Origin of the sequence: Variovorax sp. 160MFSha2.1 (genome assembly GCF_048305075.1) — a bacterium.
GTDB lineage: Bacteria > Pseudomonadota > Gammaproteobacteria > Burkholderiales > Burkholderiaceae_C > Variovorax > Variovorax guangxiensis.
The window spans coordinates 2,951,119-2,965,312 of record NZ_CP157624.1 but is presented as its reverse complement, the minus strand read 5'-3'; the positions used below and the strand labels follow the sequence as shown (position 1 = coordinate 2,965,312).

Genomic DNA, 14,194 nt, shown 5'->3' with positions numbered 1-14,194 from the left:
AGTGGCGAATCGCCGGCTCAGTGCTCGTCGAGTTCATCGGCAACCCAGCCGTGTCGCGTCAGGTGAACGCCGAGGCGCACCTGCATCGTTCCCTCGCGCTGGATGGCACGCGCCAGCAGCGGGAAGGCTTGCAGCACTTCGGGCGTCGAGGCCCACGGCTCGAGCGCGATGCGGTAGGTGAACAGCAGCGAGGTCGCGGTGCGGCCATCGCGCGTTTGCGGCGGATCCCAGCCGATCAGACGATCCAGGCTCAGGGTGGCCACGCAGAAGTCGGCCGGGTGCGTGATCGTCTGCGTCGTCGTGCGTATCACCACGGGCACCTGCAGGTAGTACTTGCGCCCCGCCTCGGTCAGCGCGTATTCGCGGGCTGGGGGCTGAGCGGCGACGACATCCTTGCCGCTTACCAATCCCAGCTTCTCCAGCACCGGCATCTGCTGCGCATCGGGCTCGTGCGATCCGGCAGCCACGGTGATCGGCCAGGCGTACTTGGCCAGGCACACATGGCCGCGCTGCGCGAGGTAGTCGTTGGTTGTCGCGGTGAAGTTGTCGCGGCTCGGAAAGCGCGCCTCTTCGTTGTCGCAACCGGCCAGGAAGACCGCGAGCAGCATCGCCAGCAGGACCTGGATGCCGCCGAGGCGGCGCATCGCTCGACGATCGGCTTTCATTTCGTGCACCTGTCGGTGGCCGATGCCCTGGCGGAAGGCTGATAGCCATCGCTCAGCGTGCCCAGGAAGCAGACCAGGTCGGCGATCTGCTGCGGCGTCATCGCCGGGGCGGAGCCAGGCTGGCGCGGGCGCGTGCCGCTGGCAAGGGTCTTTTCGCCGCCCTCGCCGGTGCCCAGCGGCACTTCCTCGTCGAGGCTGCCGTGCTGCGATTGCGGCAGGTCGTTGTACTTGTCGAGCGTCGCACCCGGCACGTGCGTGGGCTGCAGCGCCCAGGCCGGGTTGGCCTGCGGCGCGCCGCTGCCGTCGTTGCTGGCGGGATACCAGTACTCCGGGTTTGTGTCCCGCGTGTTGTAGAAATTGACGACCTGCTCCAGCGAGTGGAACACGCCGTTGTGGAAGAAAACGCCTCGCGACGCCACGTTGCGCAGTACCGGCACCTTGAACATGCCGCAGTACGGATTCGCCGTATCCGGCGTGGCGGGCATGTGGTCGGTGCGGAATGGGCCGCACAGCCCCATGTCGAAGTACTTCGGATCGTCGTTGGCCGGAATGGGATCAGGGTTGTTGGGAATCGACCTGTCGTTGCGCGGTGCACCCAGGGCCTGGTAGGTGAAGTCCGTCATCAGGCCCGTGTTGCCGTTGAAGTTGGCGCCGGTGTAGTGGCAGCCCGAACAATTGGCGACGGCGCTGCTGTGGAACAGCACTTCGCCACGCCGCTCGGCCGGCGTCAGCATGCCGCCGGCCTTGTTGAAGACATACAGGTCGTACTTGCTGCTGTACGGGTGGAAGCTCAGGTCTTCCGTCTCGAGCGCCTGTATCGCGGTGCCAAGGGCGTTGAAGGCTGCATCGGTGTCGTTGAACACATCGGCACCGAAAGCCTGCTTGAACAAGCCCGCATAGGCGCTGGCCTGAACCACCTTCACGACAGCTTCCTTCGAGGTGTTGTTCATCTCGACCGGGTTGAGCAGCGGCATGCCGGCCTGTATCGCCAGTGTTGCCGCGCGGCCGTCCCACATGAGGCCGCCGCCCGGCGAGCTGGATGTCACTCCGTCGGGGTTGGGTGCGTCGTCGCTGTAGGGCGGCGTCGCCGAGCTGTAGCGCAGCGAAGGCACGGCACGTGCGCCGATTTTTGTGACGTCGGAGCCCAGTTGCACTGAAATGCTGTTCGGCGGGCCATAGGCGTATTGCGGGTCGTGGCAGCTTGCGCACGACATGTTCCGGCCACCCGACAGGTTCTTGTCGAAGAAGGCCAGTTGCCCCACCTGGGCCGCCGGGCTCAGTGTGGGCGCGCGCGGGACGGTGTTGCCCGCCTTCGCCGCGCCCTTGTCATCACAGGCCACGAGACACCACAGCGCAACCGAGAGCGCCATGGCGAGCGGGACCACTTTTTCCATTGCCGGATTCATCATTCGCTGTTGTTCCCCAAGTGCGGCAAGTCGCGCCGGACCTGCTCACCTTGCGGGATTCGAGGAGCCCGCGGGACGGCGGAAGAAACCTCTTCCAACCGTCCCCCCGGGCTTGCTGCCGCAATCCGGCTACCTGATTGCCCAGACGTTGTTCTGGCTCGTATCAGGACCGACCTGAGGAGTGATCTGGCCTTCCAGCTTGCCTGTGACGGGGTCCTGCACACCTACGATGTCGTTCGCGTACAGCTTCTGGGTGTAGTTGGCCGGGATCACGTAGGCATGGTTGATCGGCCGCACCGAGTCGAAGTGCGTGTCCGCGCTGCCCTGGTATTCCGGCAATGCAAGGATGTTGGCCGTGATGAACGCTTCCGTGTATTTGGTGCGGTTCAGGTACGACGCATCCACGGCCGGGTCGGCGATCTGGAACATGTCCTGCAGGGTGCGCAGGAACGAGAAGTGGCTGTACGAGTCGCTGTCCGCCACCTGCTTCTTCGCCGTGCCGACGTCCTGCTGGTTGGTCATGATGCCGAAGATCGAATTGCCGTGGCCGAAGTTGCCCCCCGCATAGTTGGGCGGCGGCGTGGTGGCCGCCGCCTTGCCGCTCGCATCCACGGTCACCGGCGCCGCATCAGAGTTCGGGCCACCCGCGTTCCAGCCGCAGCAGGAGCCATTGCTGCCGCCTTCGCCTTCGTCGTACATCACGACAATCGCGACGCGCTTCTGCGGGTTCTTCCACAGCGCCGAACTCCGGATCTTGTTGATCACCATGCCCAGGTAGATGTCGGCGCGCGTGGTGCCGGCGGCCTGACCGTCGTTGTTGGTGTTCGCGCAGCTGGTGTCCTTGCCAACGCCATGCATGTCGTCGCACTGGTCCGGAACGATGAAGTTGATGTTGCCCACGTCACCGACGTCCAGGTCCTTGCCGAACTGGTCGTAGATCCAGCCTTTCGGAACCGGGTAGATCGACGAATTGAGCCAGTCCGCTTCCTGGTACTGCGTGCCGAAGATGGTGCGGTTGTTGGCCACGAAATCGGGCAGGCTGCGCGCGCCCTGGAAGGCGATCGAGGGACCGTGCTTGACCTTGTAGAGGCCGCCTTGCGCGGGGAAACTGGGCGAGCCGACCAGGGTTGGCGGTGCCGAGCCGTCGAGGTTGGTGGCGCCCTTGAGCTTGCTGGAGTCGTAGGTGGCGGTGACGGAGTTGTCCAGGATGCTGTCGGCGCGCACGTCCTGGCCGGGGTTCATCGACTCGCTGTAGGTGCGGATGGTGAGGCCCGCCTTGGACATCGCCGTGAACAGATTGCTGCCCGGGACGTTGTGCACGGTGCCCCCGGTCGGGTGGTCGCCGCAGGTCGTGTCCGCCGGGACGTACTGGGAGCGAGCTTGTGGGGTCGCCGGCGGGAGTGCGCCCTGCATGGGCATGACTTGGCCGTCAGAGGCCGTTCCGCCGGCGAATGCGACGTCCTTGATGTCGTAGGGGGCGACAGCGCCGCAGCCGAACCAGTTGTCGTCGTGGATGCCGAAGTCGTCGCCGCCGCCCAGCGCGGTGTAGTTGGGCTCGGACGGATTGCCGGTCGAGTAGTACGTCTTGAGCTGGTTGTAGTTGTTCAGGATGTAGTTGATGTTCGCCGCGCGCGGATTGCCGACGATCACGTCGGTCGACTTGTTCTCCTCGACGATGATGAAGATGTTGTCGTAGGCCGGAACGCCTTCCACATTGAAGGCCGCCTGCTGTGCCTGCGCGAAGGTGATGGGCGCCTGCTTCTGCGAGGGCAACGTGGGAGTGGCCTGGCTGCCGTCCCTGTTGGTGAGCGTCACGCCCGACAGGCCGACGAGGCGCGGGTCGCCGCCCGCGACAGCCAGGTTGTCGGGGAACAGGTCCTTGCGGTCGAGCTTGGCCGTCGCGTAGGTGTAGCGGTTGGTCAGCTGGTTGTCCTCATACAGCGCCGCGTACTGGGTGGCGCCGCTCAGCGTGTTGACGTCGGCCAGCGGATCGGTGAAAGCGGCCGTGCCGAGGTTGAAGGCCGGCCCGTTGAGACGGGCGACGAGGTTGGCCTTCTCGGCGGCGTAGCTGCTGCCGTTGGCTTCCACGAGGCGCTGGGCCTCGCTCGACATCGGGCTGATGACGATCTTGTCCGTGCCCTGGTCGGCGACCTGGGCAGCCGAAGCGCGCAGGATCAGGTGGCTGCCCGCGGCCGCGCCGGTCGCGGTGTTGATCGCGGAGGCGCCGATGTCGGCCACCAGCTGCCCGGTCTGGGTGGTCGTCAGCGTGAACTTGCCGCTCGCGTCGGTGACGGTCGAGGCTTCGCCGCTGTCGAGCACGCCGTTGCCGTTGGCATCGACGAAGACCGTTGCCTTCTGGTAGTAGCCGGCCTTGAGCGTCGGATTGCCCGTGCTGCTGCCCGGCACATAGCCGCTGGCCGCGACCACGCCGCTGAAGGTCGTGGGGGTGGCGCCCGTCGTGCTGGTGGGCGGGGTGGTGATCGGGAAGAAGCCGCTGCTTCCGCCGCCACCTCCTCCGCAGGCGGCGAGCACGCAGGCCGCGACCGTCGTCAAGGACGAGAGCAGGATTTTCTTGTCGAATATCGTCATATCGTGGGGCAGTGAGTTATTGATGGTTTTGAGCAAGCTGCGAGAGAAAACTTGGGAGATGCTGCTTTCCCATTAAGAAAGCGCGGATCAGGGAGGAATGTAGAAATGGCCGGTGACATTTATGTGTCAATTGCCGCCAGTGCACCGTCAATACCTCGAAAACAGATCAATCGAATTCCCGCTCAAATAAACCTGACCACAGACTGACTTCAGAATTAGAAGAAAATTAGCAATACCCGTTGAAAGAATTTTGAAAGCAAACCCCGGCGACACCCCGGGCGTCCGTGGCGGCGCTCCGTGCGAGCCCAAGTCGACGAGGCGCGATGCCCAGCGGCCGGACACATCCATGCAATTCCGGAAAAATCGGCGTCCCCTTGAAATTTCCAGGCCACCCGGGAAATTGATTGCCTTGTTTATCGATGCAATGAGGAACGAATACCTGCAGTTTTCGCGGCAATAAATTCACGAGAACATCATATTCAATGCATAGAGTCTGCGCTTTCCGAAGTTGCCGGCAATTTCAGAAAAGAATTTGATGCACTACGAATTCAAATACCATGAAAAAGCAGACTCTTTCCAATGAAGAAAAAATCGACTTGGCTCAATTGGCTTCCGTTCCGGAGAACAGGCGCCGGGAATTGCTGAAGCTGATGCTGGCGGGCTCGGTCACGGGACTCGCGGTCGCGCTGCCCGGGTGCGGCGGCGGCAGTGGCGCCGGTGCCGGGGCGTTCCCGGTGACAGGGACGAACGAGCCTTCGACAGCCGGATCGCCCACCGGCGCGCCGCCGCCGGCGAGCCAGGGCGTCACCGCCCAAAAGATTTCGAGCTTCACGATCTCGGTGCTTCCCGATACCCAGTTCTATCCGCGCTATGCATCGGAAAAGATGGGCGAGCTCTACCAGAAGCTTTACTCGGGCATCGACCCGAAATACGACAACCCCTTCAAGACCCAGACGCAGTGGATTGCCCAGAACGCCAGGCTGCTGAAGATGCCGTTCACCATGCATCTGGGCGATATCGTCGACCAGTCGTGGTACTACACATCGGAAGGCTCGTCGCCCTGGAGCGCCTCCACCGATCTCGTGGGCAACGGCCAGATCGGCAACGGACAGGTCACGAAGGAATGGGAGCTCGCGAGCCAGGCGATGCAGGTGCTGGAGGCGGCCAGATGCCCTTACTCCATCTGCGCGGGCAACCACGACGTGGGAGCCATCGATTCCGACATGCAGTGGGGTCCCGACTGGGGCGTGGGGGTCACCGGTTTCGCCAACAACGACGGCTACCAGGACGGAGGCAGCCACCGCGTCGGCCTGTTCGAGCCCTACCTGCAGGTGTTTCCCACGGAGCGCGCGAAGCGGCAGGCCACCTTCGGAGGAAGGCACTCATCGGGCTTTCACGAGTACCACGTCTTCGAAGCCGAGGGAAACAGGTTCCTGGTGCTGTCGATGTCGTGGCGGGCGTCGGACGACGCGATCGGCTGGGCCAACCAGGTCATCCAGGCCAACAAGACGACCCCGGTCATCCTCGTCAATCACCAGCTGGTGGGCATCGGCAGCGACGGCAAGACCGCCGCGGACACCGCCTACTCGAACTACATGTGGGACAAGCTGATCAAGGACAACGACCAGATCTTCATGGCCGTCAGCGGCCACTACCACGGCTCGTGCACCAGCACGAAGAAGAACTCCCGCGGAAACGACGTGCACCTGATGGTGGTGGACTACCAGATGGCCTACATGGGCGGCAACGGCCTCATGCGCATGTTCGAGTTCGACCTGACCAACAGGAAGATCATCGCCAGCTCGTTCTCCCCGTGGGTGCCCCTGAAGCCAGCCGCAACGCTCAACGAGTTCGACGCCGCATGGCTGTCGGATTCGAACCAGTCCTTCGCGCTGGACATGGACTTCGTCAAGAGATTCGCCTCCTTCAATCCGGATTTCTCGGTGCCCGACGGTTCGTCGGACAGCAACCTGACGGACGTGGCGAAGAAGCTCATCCTGACGAACTACAGCCAGCCGCCGCAGAAGGCAGCCGCGCTTCCTTCCGGCCCCGACGACTATCCGAAGGTCGACAACACGCTCGCCCACTGGCGCTTCTTCAATGCGGCGGCGGCCGAGGGAGATCTCTTTCCCTATCAGCCTGGGCAGCAGATCCAGGACGTTTCCCCGGGAGGCAAGAACCCCGTCTCGGTGAACACGTGGGCGGGGCAGTCCGGCGACCTGGTCTGGTCGAAGAGCCATCATCCGCTGTCGGCCGCGCCCGGCAGCCTGCGCTTCCTGAACGCCACCAAGACCAGGTTCTCCTACTTCACGACCGACGCGAATTCGGCACTGAACGTGGAGACCTTCGCCAAGGGCTACACCATCGAAGCGTTCGTGTACATCGACGCCGGCTTCGACGCGACGAAGAATGGATGGATGGGCATCCTGTATCGCCTGGGGGCACGCTCGAACCTGCCCGGCTTCGCCTCGGACGATGGCGACTGCGCCCTGATGTTCGCCTTCTCGAACCTGATGGAATTCCAATGGGAAGTCGCTCCCGTGAACCAGGCAACCAACCTCACCTGCTGGTCGGGCGGCGTATCGGCCGGCCAATGGCTGCACGTTGCCATCGTCAACGATCCCGCGGCTTCGTATGCGACCACCATGTACGTGGAGGGAGCGCCCGTGCTGCGCAACAACACGAACATGCAGGGCATCCAGTACGTCGCCCCGACGCAGCAGCTCGCCATCGGCTGCGGGCAATGGGCCGGGAACATGTCCACGGGCTTCCTTGGAAGCATCGGCGAAATCCGCATCGTCGGCGTGCCCCTGACTTCCGACAAGTGGCTGACGGCCCGGGCGAGCTGAGCTGAAACGAGGAGGCCGGCGACGACGGGCCCGTCGCCGCCGGTCCTTTCCCGCCCTCCCAATTTCTCCCCAGGTCGCGCCTTAGGCTGGGCTTCTTCAACGTCGAGGGAAACCGCCCCGAATGCGATACCCCACCCGGAAACTCACCACGGCCACCACGGCCACCACTGCCGCCCTCGTCGCCCTGTCGTGCGTACCCGGCGCCTTCTTCAGCCACTGCGGCCATGGAGAGCCGGGGCCGGGCTTCGGCATTCGCTGACCCGAAAAAACGAACGGCCCTTCCGGCAGGACACCGAATTTGCTCGACGCACTACGGGCCTTGTGGGCCGCACTGGTTGCCATCGGCCAATTGCTGGCCTGGCTGCTGACGCTGCTGTCCTGAGCGTGGAGGCTCAGCCGCCCGAGGGCTGCTGCGGCTCCCCCAGCGACAACATCAGCCGATTCGCCCAGTTGAAGAACGCCGCGCCATGCACGACATCGGCAATCGCGAGGTCGTCCAGCCCCTGTGCCCGCAGCTGTGCCACATGCTCCGCCCCGAACGCCGAGGGCGTGGACGACAGCGCGACCGAAGCCGCCACGATCGCGTTCCAGCGCTCGCCCAGGTCGGCCTTCACGCCTTCGTCGAGCAGCCTCTGCACGTCCTGCGTGCGCTGCGAGAAATGCGAGGCGAAGCGCGCGTGCACCGATGCGCAGTAGATGCAGCCGTTGTAGCGCGAAGCCGCCGCGGCCGAGAGCTCGCGCTCGGCGCGCGGCAGGCCGGCTTCGGGGTTGTAGAAGATGTCCTTGTCGGTGCGCGTGCGCGCCCCGAGGATGTCCGGGTCGCGCGCCAGCAGGCGGAAGTACGGCGACTTGGCGCGCGCTGCATCGACCAGGCCTTCGAAATGCCGCGCTGTCAGTTCGGCCTCGGGCAAAGGCTCCAGCCAGGGCAGCCACTCGAGCTGCGCCTGCGTGAAGGCGTTCGGATGGTGGTTCTCGGGGTGGCTCAGCACGGATTCGGCGCTCATGGCTGTGTTTCTCGCTGTCTTTCTCTGCTCAATCGACAAGGGTGACGGGCCGCTGTGCCAGTGCCCGCAGGCCGGCGACGACGCGGATCTGGAAAGCAAGGAAAGCCACGAGCTGCGACAGCGTCACGGCCTCGGTGCCGGTCCATCCCGCATCAAGCAGCGATTGCAGCGCCGCGGCGCTCGCGTCGCGCGGATGGAAGACGAGCAGGTGCGCATGCGCCAGCGCGGCGGAGAGCTTCTCGCCCAGCACCGCGCGCCCGGCTTCGCTCACCTCGTATGAAGGCCCGCTTGCATCCTCCGCGCTGAGCGGCCCCGGGGGATAGCGGCCATAGGGTCCATCGGGGCCTTGCGCGGCGCCTCGCCGCGTTTCGATAGCGATCGCATCCGCCACGCCGGCGCGAGCGCCTTGCCCCGCCAGCGCATCGGCATAGAAGCGCGCCACGTCGGCCTGTCCGTGCAGCCCCGTGACGAAGGCCGCGACGGCGAACCTGTCCGCGGTCCCGAAATTCCCGAACACGGGCGGCGCCGGCGCAAACAGCGCGAGATAGCTCTGCTGCGCATGTGTGCGTGACTGTTCACGATGCGCACGGATGCGATCGAGATGGCTGCCGGGCTCGATGCCGACGAGCCGGTCGATGACATCGGGCACCACGGGTGCGATGGGAGAAGCGACGATGGCGTTCATGACAAAAAAAGGGGAAAAAAGAGTGCACCTAGAGAAGCGCAAGCGATCGCAGGTCGGACGCGCTCGCTCCGCTCGTCCAGCCAAGGGCCGGCGCGACTGCGGTGGCGGTCAGTTCGATGGAGCGCAGGATCGCCTCGTGCGGCGGATCGACGGAGTGCACCTGGCACACGAGATCGGTCACGCGCGCGAGCGTGCTGTCGGCACGCAGCGAGGCGATCACGTCGTCGGGCGAGCCGACGTGCACGTCGTAGGCGGCAATCAGCTCTTCGAGCGGCGCATCGGGCCCGGCCCGACCGGCGAGGCCGGCCTGCCCTGAAGCGGCGAAGCGCGCGGCCGAGCGGCGCAGGCCGATGTCGGCCAGGCGCAGCGCTTCCTTGCGGGTGTCCGCCACGAAGACGCTTCGTGAACCCACGATGCGCGGCGTGCGGCCCGCCGGCAATGCGGCCAGATAGGCATCGACGATCGGGTTCTGGATCTCGGCGAGCGATGCATCCGGCGCATGCTCCGGGCGAGGCTGCGTGCGCGAAAGCATCAATCCGTCGCCGGCCTCCCCTGCCCGCGTACCGCCGCTCACCGAGAACGTGGCCTGCCAGATGCGCCCGAGCAGCTGCTCGCCCGAGGGGTACAGCGCGTCGCCGCCCGCCAGCGGCCGGCCAGCCCAGGCCGAGCGCACCGCGGCCAGCTGCTTCGCGAAGATGGCCGAGCGGTCGTTGCCGTCCAGCCCGAAGGCAGCGAAGGACTCTGGCGTGCCGCCGGTTCCCACGCCCACCTCGAGCCGGCCGCCCGAGAGAAGATCGAGCACGATCGCGTCTTCGGCGACGCGCACGGCGTTCTCCAGCGGCAGCGTGACGATGCCGGTGCCCAGGCGGATGCGCCGCGTGCGCGACGCCACGTAGGCCAGGAAGACGAATGGCGACGGCAGGCCGCCCTCGTGCTCGTGGAAGTGATGCTGCGCCACCCAGGCCGAATCGAAGCCCGCGGCCTCGGCATGGGCGATCTGCGCCGCGACGAGGCGGTAGCGTTCCGCGGCTGGCACGTCGTCGAGCAGGCGGCTGAAGAAGCCGAGGCGAAGCGGGCGCGGTGGTTGGTGGGGAATGCCGGGCATCCGGAAGAGAAGGCTGCGTTGTGACTGGCCTTCGAGTCTTGCGCGGGATGCCGCCCGAGGGAAATCCGGTTATCGCGCTTGCTTATGCGCTTTGCGCGTATCGCCCGTTCATTCGGCCGTTCATTCTGTCGTTGGCCGGTCTGCGGCGGTGCAGACGCGGTTGCGCCCATTCATCTTGGCCGCGTACAGCGCCCTGTCCGCAGCCTGGATCAGTTCCTTCGGCGGCTGACGGGTGCCGGCAGGGCTCAACGCATCCACCCCGGCGCTCAACGTGACGAAGCCGTCCGGCGCACCGGCGTGCACGATCTCCAGGTCGCGCACCGCACTGCGGATCTTTTCCGCGAGCACCGCCGCGGCCGCCACGTCGGTATTCGGCAGCAGCACGGCGAGTTCCTCCCCGCCGTAGCGGGCGGCGAGGTCACCCGGATGCCGGGCCGCGAGGTTCGAGATGGTGCGGCCGATCGTCTGCAGGCACTCGTCTCCGGCCGTGTGGCCGTAGATGTCGTTGTACTGCTTGAAGCAGTCCACATCGAGCAGGATCAGCGCCAGCGTGCTCGCGTCGCGCATGGCGCGGCTGAATTCGGTGTCGAGCGTCACGTCGAATTGCCGGCGGTTCGCCAGGCCGGTGAGGCCGTCTTCCATGGCGAGCGTGTTCAGCGTCTTGTTGAGCTTTTCCAGCGCGTCGCGCGCGCCCCGCAGCTCGGCCTCGGTCTTGTTCTGCAGCTCCATCTGCCTGACCAGCCGCCAGCCCACGAAGCCGACGATCAAGACCAGCAGGACGACACCGCCTGTGTGCCAGAGCGTTTCGCTCCACCATTCGGCCAGGATCTCGTCCTTGGAGAGAGCCGCCCCGACGAAGAGCGGATAGTTGGAAAGGCGCCTGAAGCTGTTCAGCCGCGTGACGCCGTCCTGCGCCGACTTGATCTCGGCCGTTCCGACCGGCCCCAGGGTCCTGTAGGCGCGGTAGAGCGAGGTGTCCAGCATGTTCCGTCCGACCATCTCGGGGCTGAACGGGCGGCGGGTCATCATGGTGCCGGTGTCGAGGATGAGCGCGACGGCGCCGGCCTGGCCGATGTCCAGGCTGTCGTAGAACCTGGTGAAGAACTCGACGTCGATGGTCGCGAGCGCCACGCCGCCGAAGCTGCCGTCGGGGTTGTCGATGCGCCGCGAGACGGGCACGAGCAGCTTGCCGTTGGTGCGGCTCTTCACCGGTATGCCGATGTGCGGTCCGCGGTCCTCGTGGTCGCGATGGAAGATGAAGTATTCGCGCTCGGCGTTGTTCAGGTTCTGCGGCTGCACCTTCCGCGAGTTCACGACCCAGTTGCCCTCCTTGTCGTAGACGTGGATCGCATCGAGCTGCGGGAGCTCGGCCACCCGCATCGCGAGCACCTTGTGGAGCCTCTCGAGGGCCGCAGGCCCGGTGCCGTCGTACTCGACGCGCTCGACGACGCCGATCAGGGCGGTGTCGGTCTCCTTGATCGTGTCGTCCGCCTGCTGCGCCATCGCACGAGCCAGGTTCGCCGTGGCAACGCTCATCTGCTTGAGCTGGACCATGCGCGACTGCCAGCTGTTCCAGCAGTCGAGCGCGACAAGGGCGAGACAGACGACGGCGACGAAGGCCGTGGTCCGGAAGATGATGGAAGGTCGACGAAACAAGATCTGCTTTCGAGGCAACGATGTCTGAAGCGCCTCGCCGACTTTGACACATCTGCGGCCGGATATGCAGCAACCCGGTGCGGCCGCGTGCTGCCGGCCCCGAAGGAGGGCCCGGCCGGCTCAGACCGGCCGAACGTCGAAGAACGCCTCGTCCGTGTCGCCCAGGTCGCGAAAGCCCGCCGTGCGCGCCGCGTCGTAGGCCTTGGCCCATCGCTTGGCCAGGGCGATCTCCGCCTTCGAAAGATCGCTCTCGCTCGATTCGCTCGCGTTCTGGAACGCCCGCAACGCCTCGACCACGTCGCCGCCGAGCTGCCGGTCGATCTCGCGCCTGAAGCGCTGCTGCGCCACCTTCACCGCATCGGCCGCCGGGTGCGAATAGTCGGCAAGCCTCACGGTGTACGCGACCCGCTCCTCGACTTCGACGTCCTCGAAGCGGAACGGCTCCTCGGACTGCGCGCGCGAAAACGAGGGCTCCGGCAACAGCACCGGCGCATGCGGTTGCGGCTGTGGCTGTGGCTGCGACAAGGCAACCGGAAAGGCTGAGGCCGCTGCTGCGGCAGCACCCCGCGGAAAGAAAAGCTCGAACTGGTTCATGGTTCATCGCCCCGGCGCGCAGGTACGCGCCGATCCGGGCTCGTGGCCAAAGACTGGATGAATATACAGTCTTTGGCGACTGTTAACCAGCCTGCGAAGGCTCGGCATTGCCGATCGTCCGACGACTCAACGGCGGTCGTGAATCATTCGCCACATGTTGCATCCGCTCGGACACGCGGGCGCCACCGGGCCAGGGTTCGCCTGTGCGGCCACGACGGATGATGCGAGGAGGGAAAGATCGGCAGGATCGCTGCCCGGCGACGGAGTGCCGCCGATGACGAGTGCAGTCACGCTGACCGCCACCACTTTTGTAACCATCAACATGATCGTCTCCAGCAGTTGGTCACCAATTCAAGATAGACCTGCCGAAGACAAAAATCGCGGGGATTTACCCTCGCCGGTGCCCGGCGCCCGGCGCCCGGCACCCTACTCGCCGGAAGTCGGTCTCGCCCCGTTGCGCGATGCACGGGGCGGCTCTGCCGCCTCCCCCGCCTCGACATAGTTGAGCTCGATCGGATGAACGATCGACGCCGCCGGCTCGCCGTCGAAGCGCACCAGCAGATATTCGCCGCTGGCACCGGTGATGGCTCCGAACCTTCCCCGAAGCTCGACCCTGCCGCCACGCCGTGCGGGCACCCTGAAGCGCATCCGGATGTACGGGAGGCCCACGCGGAAATACTCGACCATGCGAAATCCCTGACTTTGTTTGTAATCGTTCGATCAAGGTCGCCGCGGCCCGCTCGACAAGAGCGGAAGACGCAACGTCGTTGACCTTTCGACTCAATCTCGTCGGAGGCGCGTCGGTCGCGTGTCAGTCGAAATCGCTCGCAGCTGACAGCCGCCGGGCATTCGGCGGGTGTGCCGACGCCGCTCAGCGGATGCCGCCGAAGGCGTTTTCCTCTTCCGCGGCGATGGTGTCGTCGACCTCCTCCCGAGGTCCGACATTCAGGTCTTCCGAGAGCCCCTTCAGGACGACGTAGCCCGCCTGCAGCGCCTCGGCGTAGGTGTGGAAACCCTTGGCCGCCTCCATCAGCGGCTCGAACTCCATGGAGTTGTCGAAGGACTCCAGCAGCACCCAGAAGTAATGGCCCTCGTCGTGTTGGTCGACGGTCAGGGCGATGGAGATAAGTTGGCCAGCCATGCCGCGCATGGTGGCGCGCTCGAATGACAGGCCCAAGAAGTAAACATGAACGTTCGGCTTCGTGTTCGACTGCTCGAAAACACTACATCCTTTCGTCCGGAAGGCCTTCACGCGGCGGCGGGGGATCGGCGATGCTCAGGGCATGCCGATCGCAAATTCACGTTCACCAGCGCGCTCCGGATGGCGCGTCGCCGCGCTGATCTACACGGTCGCCGGCGTCGTCTGCATCCTGGGCTGCGCCGTCGCCCCCGACAGCGACGTGAGCCTTCTGATCGCCATCGCGGGCGGGCTGCCTTGGTCGCTGAGCCTGCTGACGCTGGGCCTGTCGCCCGGGGTGGCCGACACGGCGCTGCTGATGCTCGCCGCGAGCTGGTCGGTGAACGCCGCGCTGCTGTGGTGGCTGGCGCTGCGGCGGCCCGGGCGGCACGGGCCCTCGCATCCGGCCTGACCCGGCCTGGTCGGTCCGGGCGAATCGGTGCGATCATCTCGCCCCGGAACAC

At 65.6% G+C, this 14,194-nt stretch carries 13 protein-coding genes; 3 read left to right on the top strand and 10 right to left on the bottom strand.

The features are described from left to right. Positions 1-17: 17 nt before the first annotated feature. The 3 genes from ABL838_RS13330 to ABL838_RS13320 all read right to left on the bottom strand — a co-directional run bounded on the left by ABL838_RS13330 (position 18) and on the right by ABL838_RS13320 (position 4,660). Entirely contained in the window at positions 18-665 is a 648-nt protein-coding gene (locus ABL838_RS13330; protein WP_418125600.1) for a hypothetical protein, read from the bottom strand. Beyond that, complete coding sequence (locus ABL838_RS13325; protein ID WP_418125599.1) at positions 662-2,059, bottom strand: cytochrome-c peroxidase; 1,398 nt, start codon at positions 2,057-2,059, stop codon at positions 662-664. The genes ABL838_RS13330 and ABL838_RS13325 overlap by 4 nt, the downstream gene beginning before the upstream one ends. 141 nt (positions 2,060-2,200) lie before the next feature. Next, positions 2,201-4,660 (bottom strand): phosphoesterase, encoded by a 2,460-nt coding sequence (locus ABL838_RS13320; RefSeq protein WP_418125598.1) that lies wholly within the window; start codon positions 4,658-4,660, stop codon positions 2,201-2,203. A gap of 557 nt (positions 4,661-5,217) precedes the next feature. On the opposite strand from ABL838_RS13320, the gene ABL838_RS13315 reads away from it, so the two are divergent. Next, positions 5,218-7,509, top strand: a complete 2,292-nt coding sequence (locus ABL838_RS13315) for a LamG-like jellyroll fold domain-containing protein (protein WP_418125597.1) — start codon at positions 5,218-5,220, stop codon at positions 7,507-7,509. Positions 7,510-7,630: 121 nt separating this feature from the next. Then, entirely contained in the window at positions 7,631-7,768 is a 138-nt protein-coding gene (locus ABL838_RS13310; protein ID WP_418125596.1) for a hypothetical protein, read from the top strand. 133 nt (positions 7,769-7,901) lie between these two features. Here the strand turns inward: ABL838_RS13310 and ABL838_RS13305 are convergent, their stop codons facing one another. The 7 genes from ABL838_RS13305 to ABL838_RS13275 form a co-directional block, all read right to left on the bottom strand. Next, complete coding sequence (locus tag ABL838_RS13305; protein WP_418125595.1) at positions 7,902-8,513, bottom strand: alkylhydroperoxidase domain protein; 612 nt, start codon at positions 8,511-8,513, stop codon at positions 7,902-7,904. Between the two features lie 28 nt (positions 8,514-8,541). After that, positions 8,542-9,198: a CMD domain protein gene (locus ABL838_RS13300; RefSeq protein ID WP_418120183.1), complete on the bottom strand. Its 657-nt coding sequence runs from the start codon at positions 9,196-9,198 to the stop codon at positions 8,542-8,544. 28 nt (positions 9,199-9,226) lie between these two features. Beyond that, on the bottom strand, positions 9,227-10,303 hold the full coding sequence (locus ABL838_RS13295; protein WP_418125594.1) for a putative FMN-dependent luciferase-like monooxygenase: 1,077 nt from the start codon (positions 10,301-10,303) through the stop codon (positions 9,227-9,229). A gap of 120 nt (positions 10,304-10,423) precedes the next feature. Further along, positions 10,424-11,959 carry a diguanylate cyclase domain-containing protein gene (locus tag ABL838_RS13290; protein WP_418125593.1) on the bottom strand — a complete coding sequence of 512 codons (1,536 nt, stop codon included), beginning with the start codon at positions 11,957-11,959 and terminating at the stop codon, positions 10,424-10,426. A 120-nt stretch (positions 11,960-12,079) separates the two neighbouring features. Then, entirely contained in the window at positions 12,080-12,553 is a 474-nt protein-coding gene (locus ABL838_RS13285; protein ID WP_418125592.1) for a hypothetical protein, read from the bottom strand. Between the two features lie 426 nt (positions 12,554-12,979). Then, on the bottom strand, positions 12,980-13,240 hold the full coding sequence (locus tag ABL838_RS13280; RefSeq protein ID WP_369658431.1) for a hypothetical protein: 261 nt from the start codon (positions 13,238-13,240) through the stop codon (positions 12,980-12,982). Between the two features lie 184 nt (positions 13,241-13,424). Continuing rightward, positions 13,425-13,694: a hypothetical protein gene (locus ABL838_RS13275; protein ID WP_369658432.1), complete on the bottom strand. Its 270-nt coding sequence runs from the start codon at positions 13,692-13,694 to the stop codon at positions 13,425-13,427. Positions 13,695-13,836: 142 nt separating this feature from the next. Between ABL838_RS13275 and ABL838_RS13270 the strand changes: the two genes are divergently transcribed. Then, the gene (locus ABL838_RS13270) at positions 13,837-14,142 is read left to right on the top strand and encodes a hypothetical protein (RefSeq protein WP_126018922.1); all 306 of its coding nucleotides are present in this window, start codon (positions 13,837-13,839) and stop codon (positions 14,140-14,142) included. Positions 14,143-14,194 lie beyond the last annotated feature (52 nt).

What these genes read in the sequence shown, in the direction of transcription:
- ABL838_RS13330 (WP_418125600.1), bottom strand. Translation starts at nt 665, where the DNA reads ATGAAAGCCGATCGTCGAGCGATGCGCCGCCTCGGCGGCATCCAGGTC.
- ABL838_RS13325 (WP_418125599.1), bottom strand. Translation starts at nt 2,059, where the DNA reads ATGGAAAAAGTGGTCCCGCTCGCCATGGCGCTCTCGGTTGCGCTGTGG.
- ABL838_RS13320 (WP_418125598.1), bottom strand. Translation starts at nt 4,660, where the DNA reads ATGACGATATTCGACAAGAAAATCCTGCTCTCGTCCTTGACGACGGTC.
- ABL838_RS13315 (WP_418125597.1), top strand. Translation starts at nt 5,218, where the DNA reads ATGAAAAAGCAGACTCTTTCCAATGAAGAAAAAATCGACTTGGCTCAA.
- ABL838_RS13310 (WP_418125596.1), top strand. Translation starts at nt 7,631, where the DNA reads ATGCGATACCCCACCCGGAAACTCACCACGGCCACCACGGCCACCACT.
- ABL838_RS13305 (WP_418125595.1), bottom strand. Translation starts at nt 8,513, where the DNA reads ATGAGCGCCGAATCCGTGCTGAGCCACCCCGAGAACCACCATCCGAAC.
- ABL838_RS13300 (WP_418120183.1), bottom strand. Translation starts at nt 9,198, where the DNA reads ATGAACGCCATCGTCGCTTCTCCCATCGCACCCGTGGTGCCCGATGTC.
- ABL838_RS13295 (WP_418125594.1), bottom strand. Translation starts at nt 10,303, where the DNA reads ATGCCCGGCATTCCCCACCAACCACCGCGCCCGCTTCGCCTCGGCTTC.
- ABL838_RS13285 (WP_418125592.1), bottom strand. Translation starts at nt 12,553, where the DNA reads ATGAACCAGTTCGAGCTTTTCTTTCCGCGGGGTGCTGCCGCAGCAGCG.
- ABL838_RS13280 (WP_369658431.1), bottom strand. Translation starts at nt 13,240, where the DNA reads ATGGTCGAGTATTTCCGCGTGGGCCTCCCGTACATCCGGATGCGCTTC.
- ABL838_RS13275 (WP_369658432.1), bottom strand. Translation starts at nt 13,694, where the DNA reads ATGGCTGGCCAACTTATCTCCATCGCCCTGACCGTCGACCAACACGAC.
- ABL838_RS13270 (WP_126018922.1), top strand. Translation starts at nt 13,837, where the DNA reads ATGCCGATCGCAAATTCACGTTCACCAGCGCGCTCCGGATGGCGCGTC.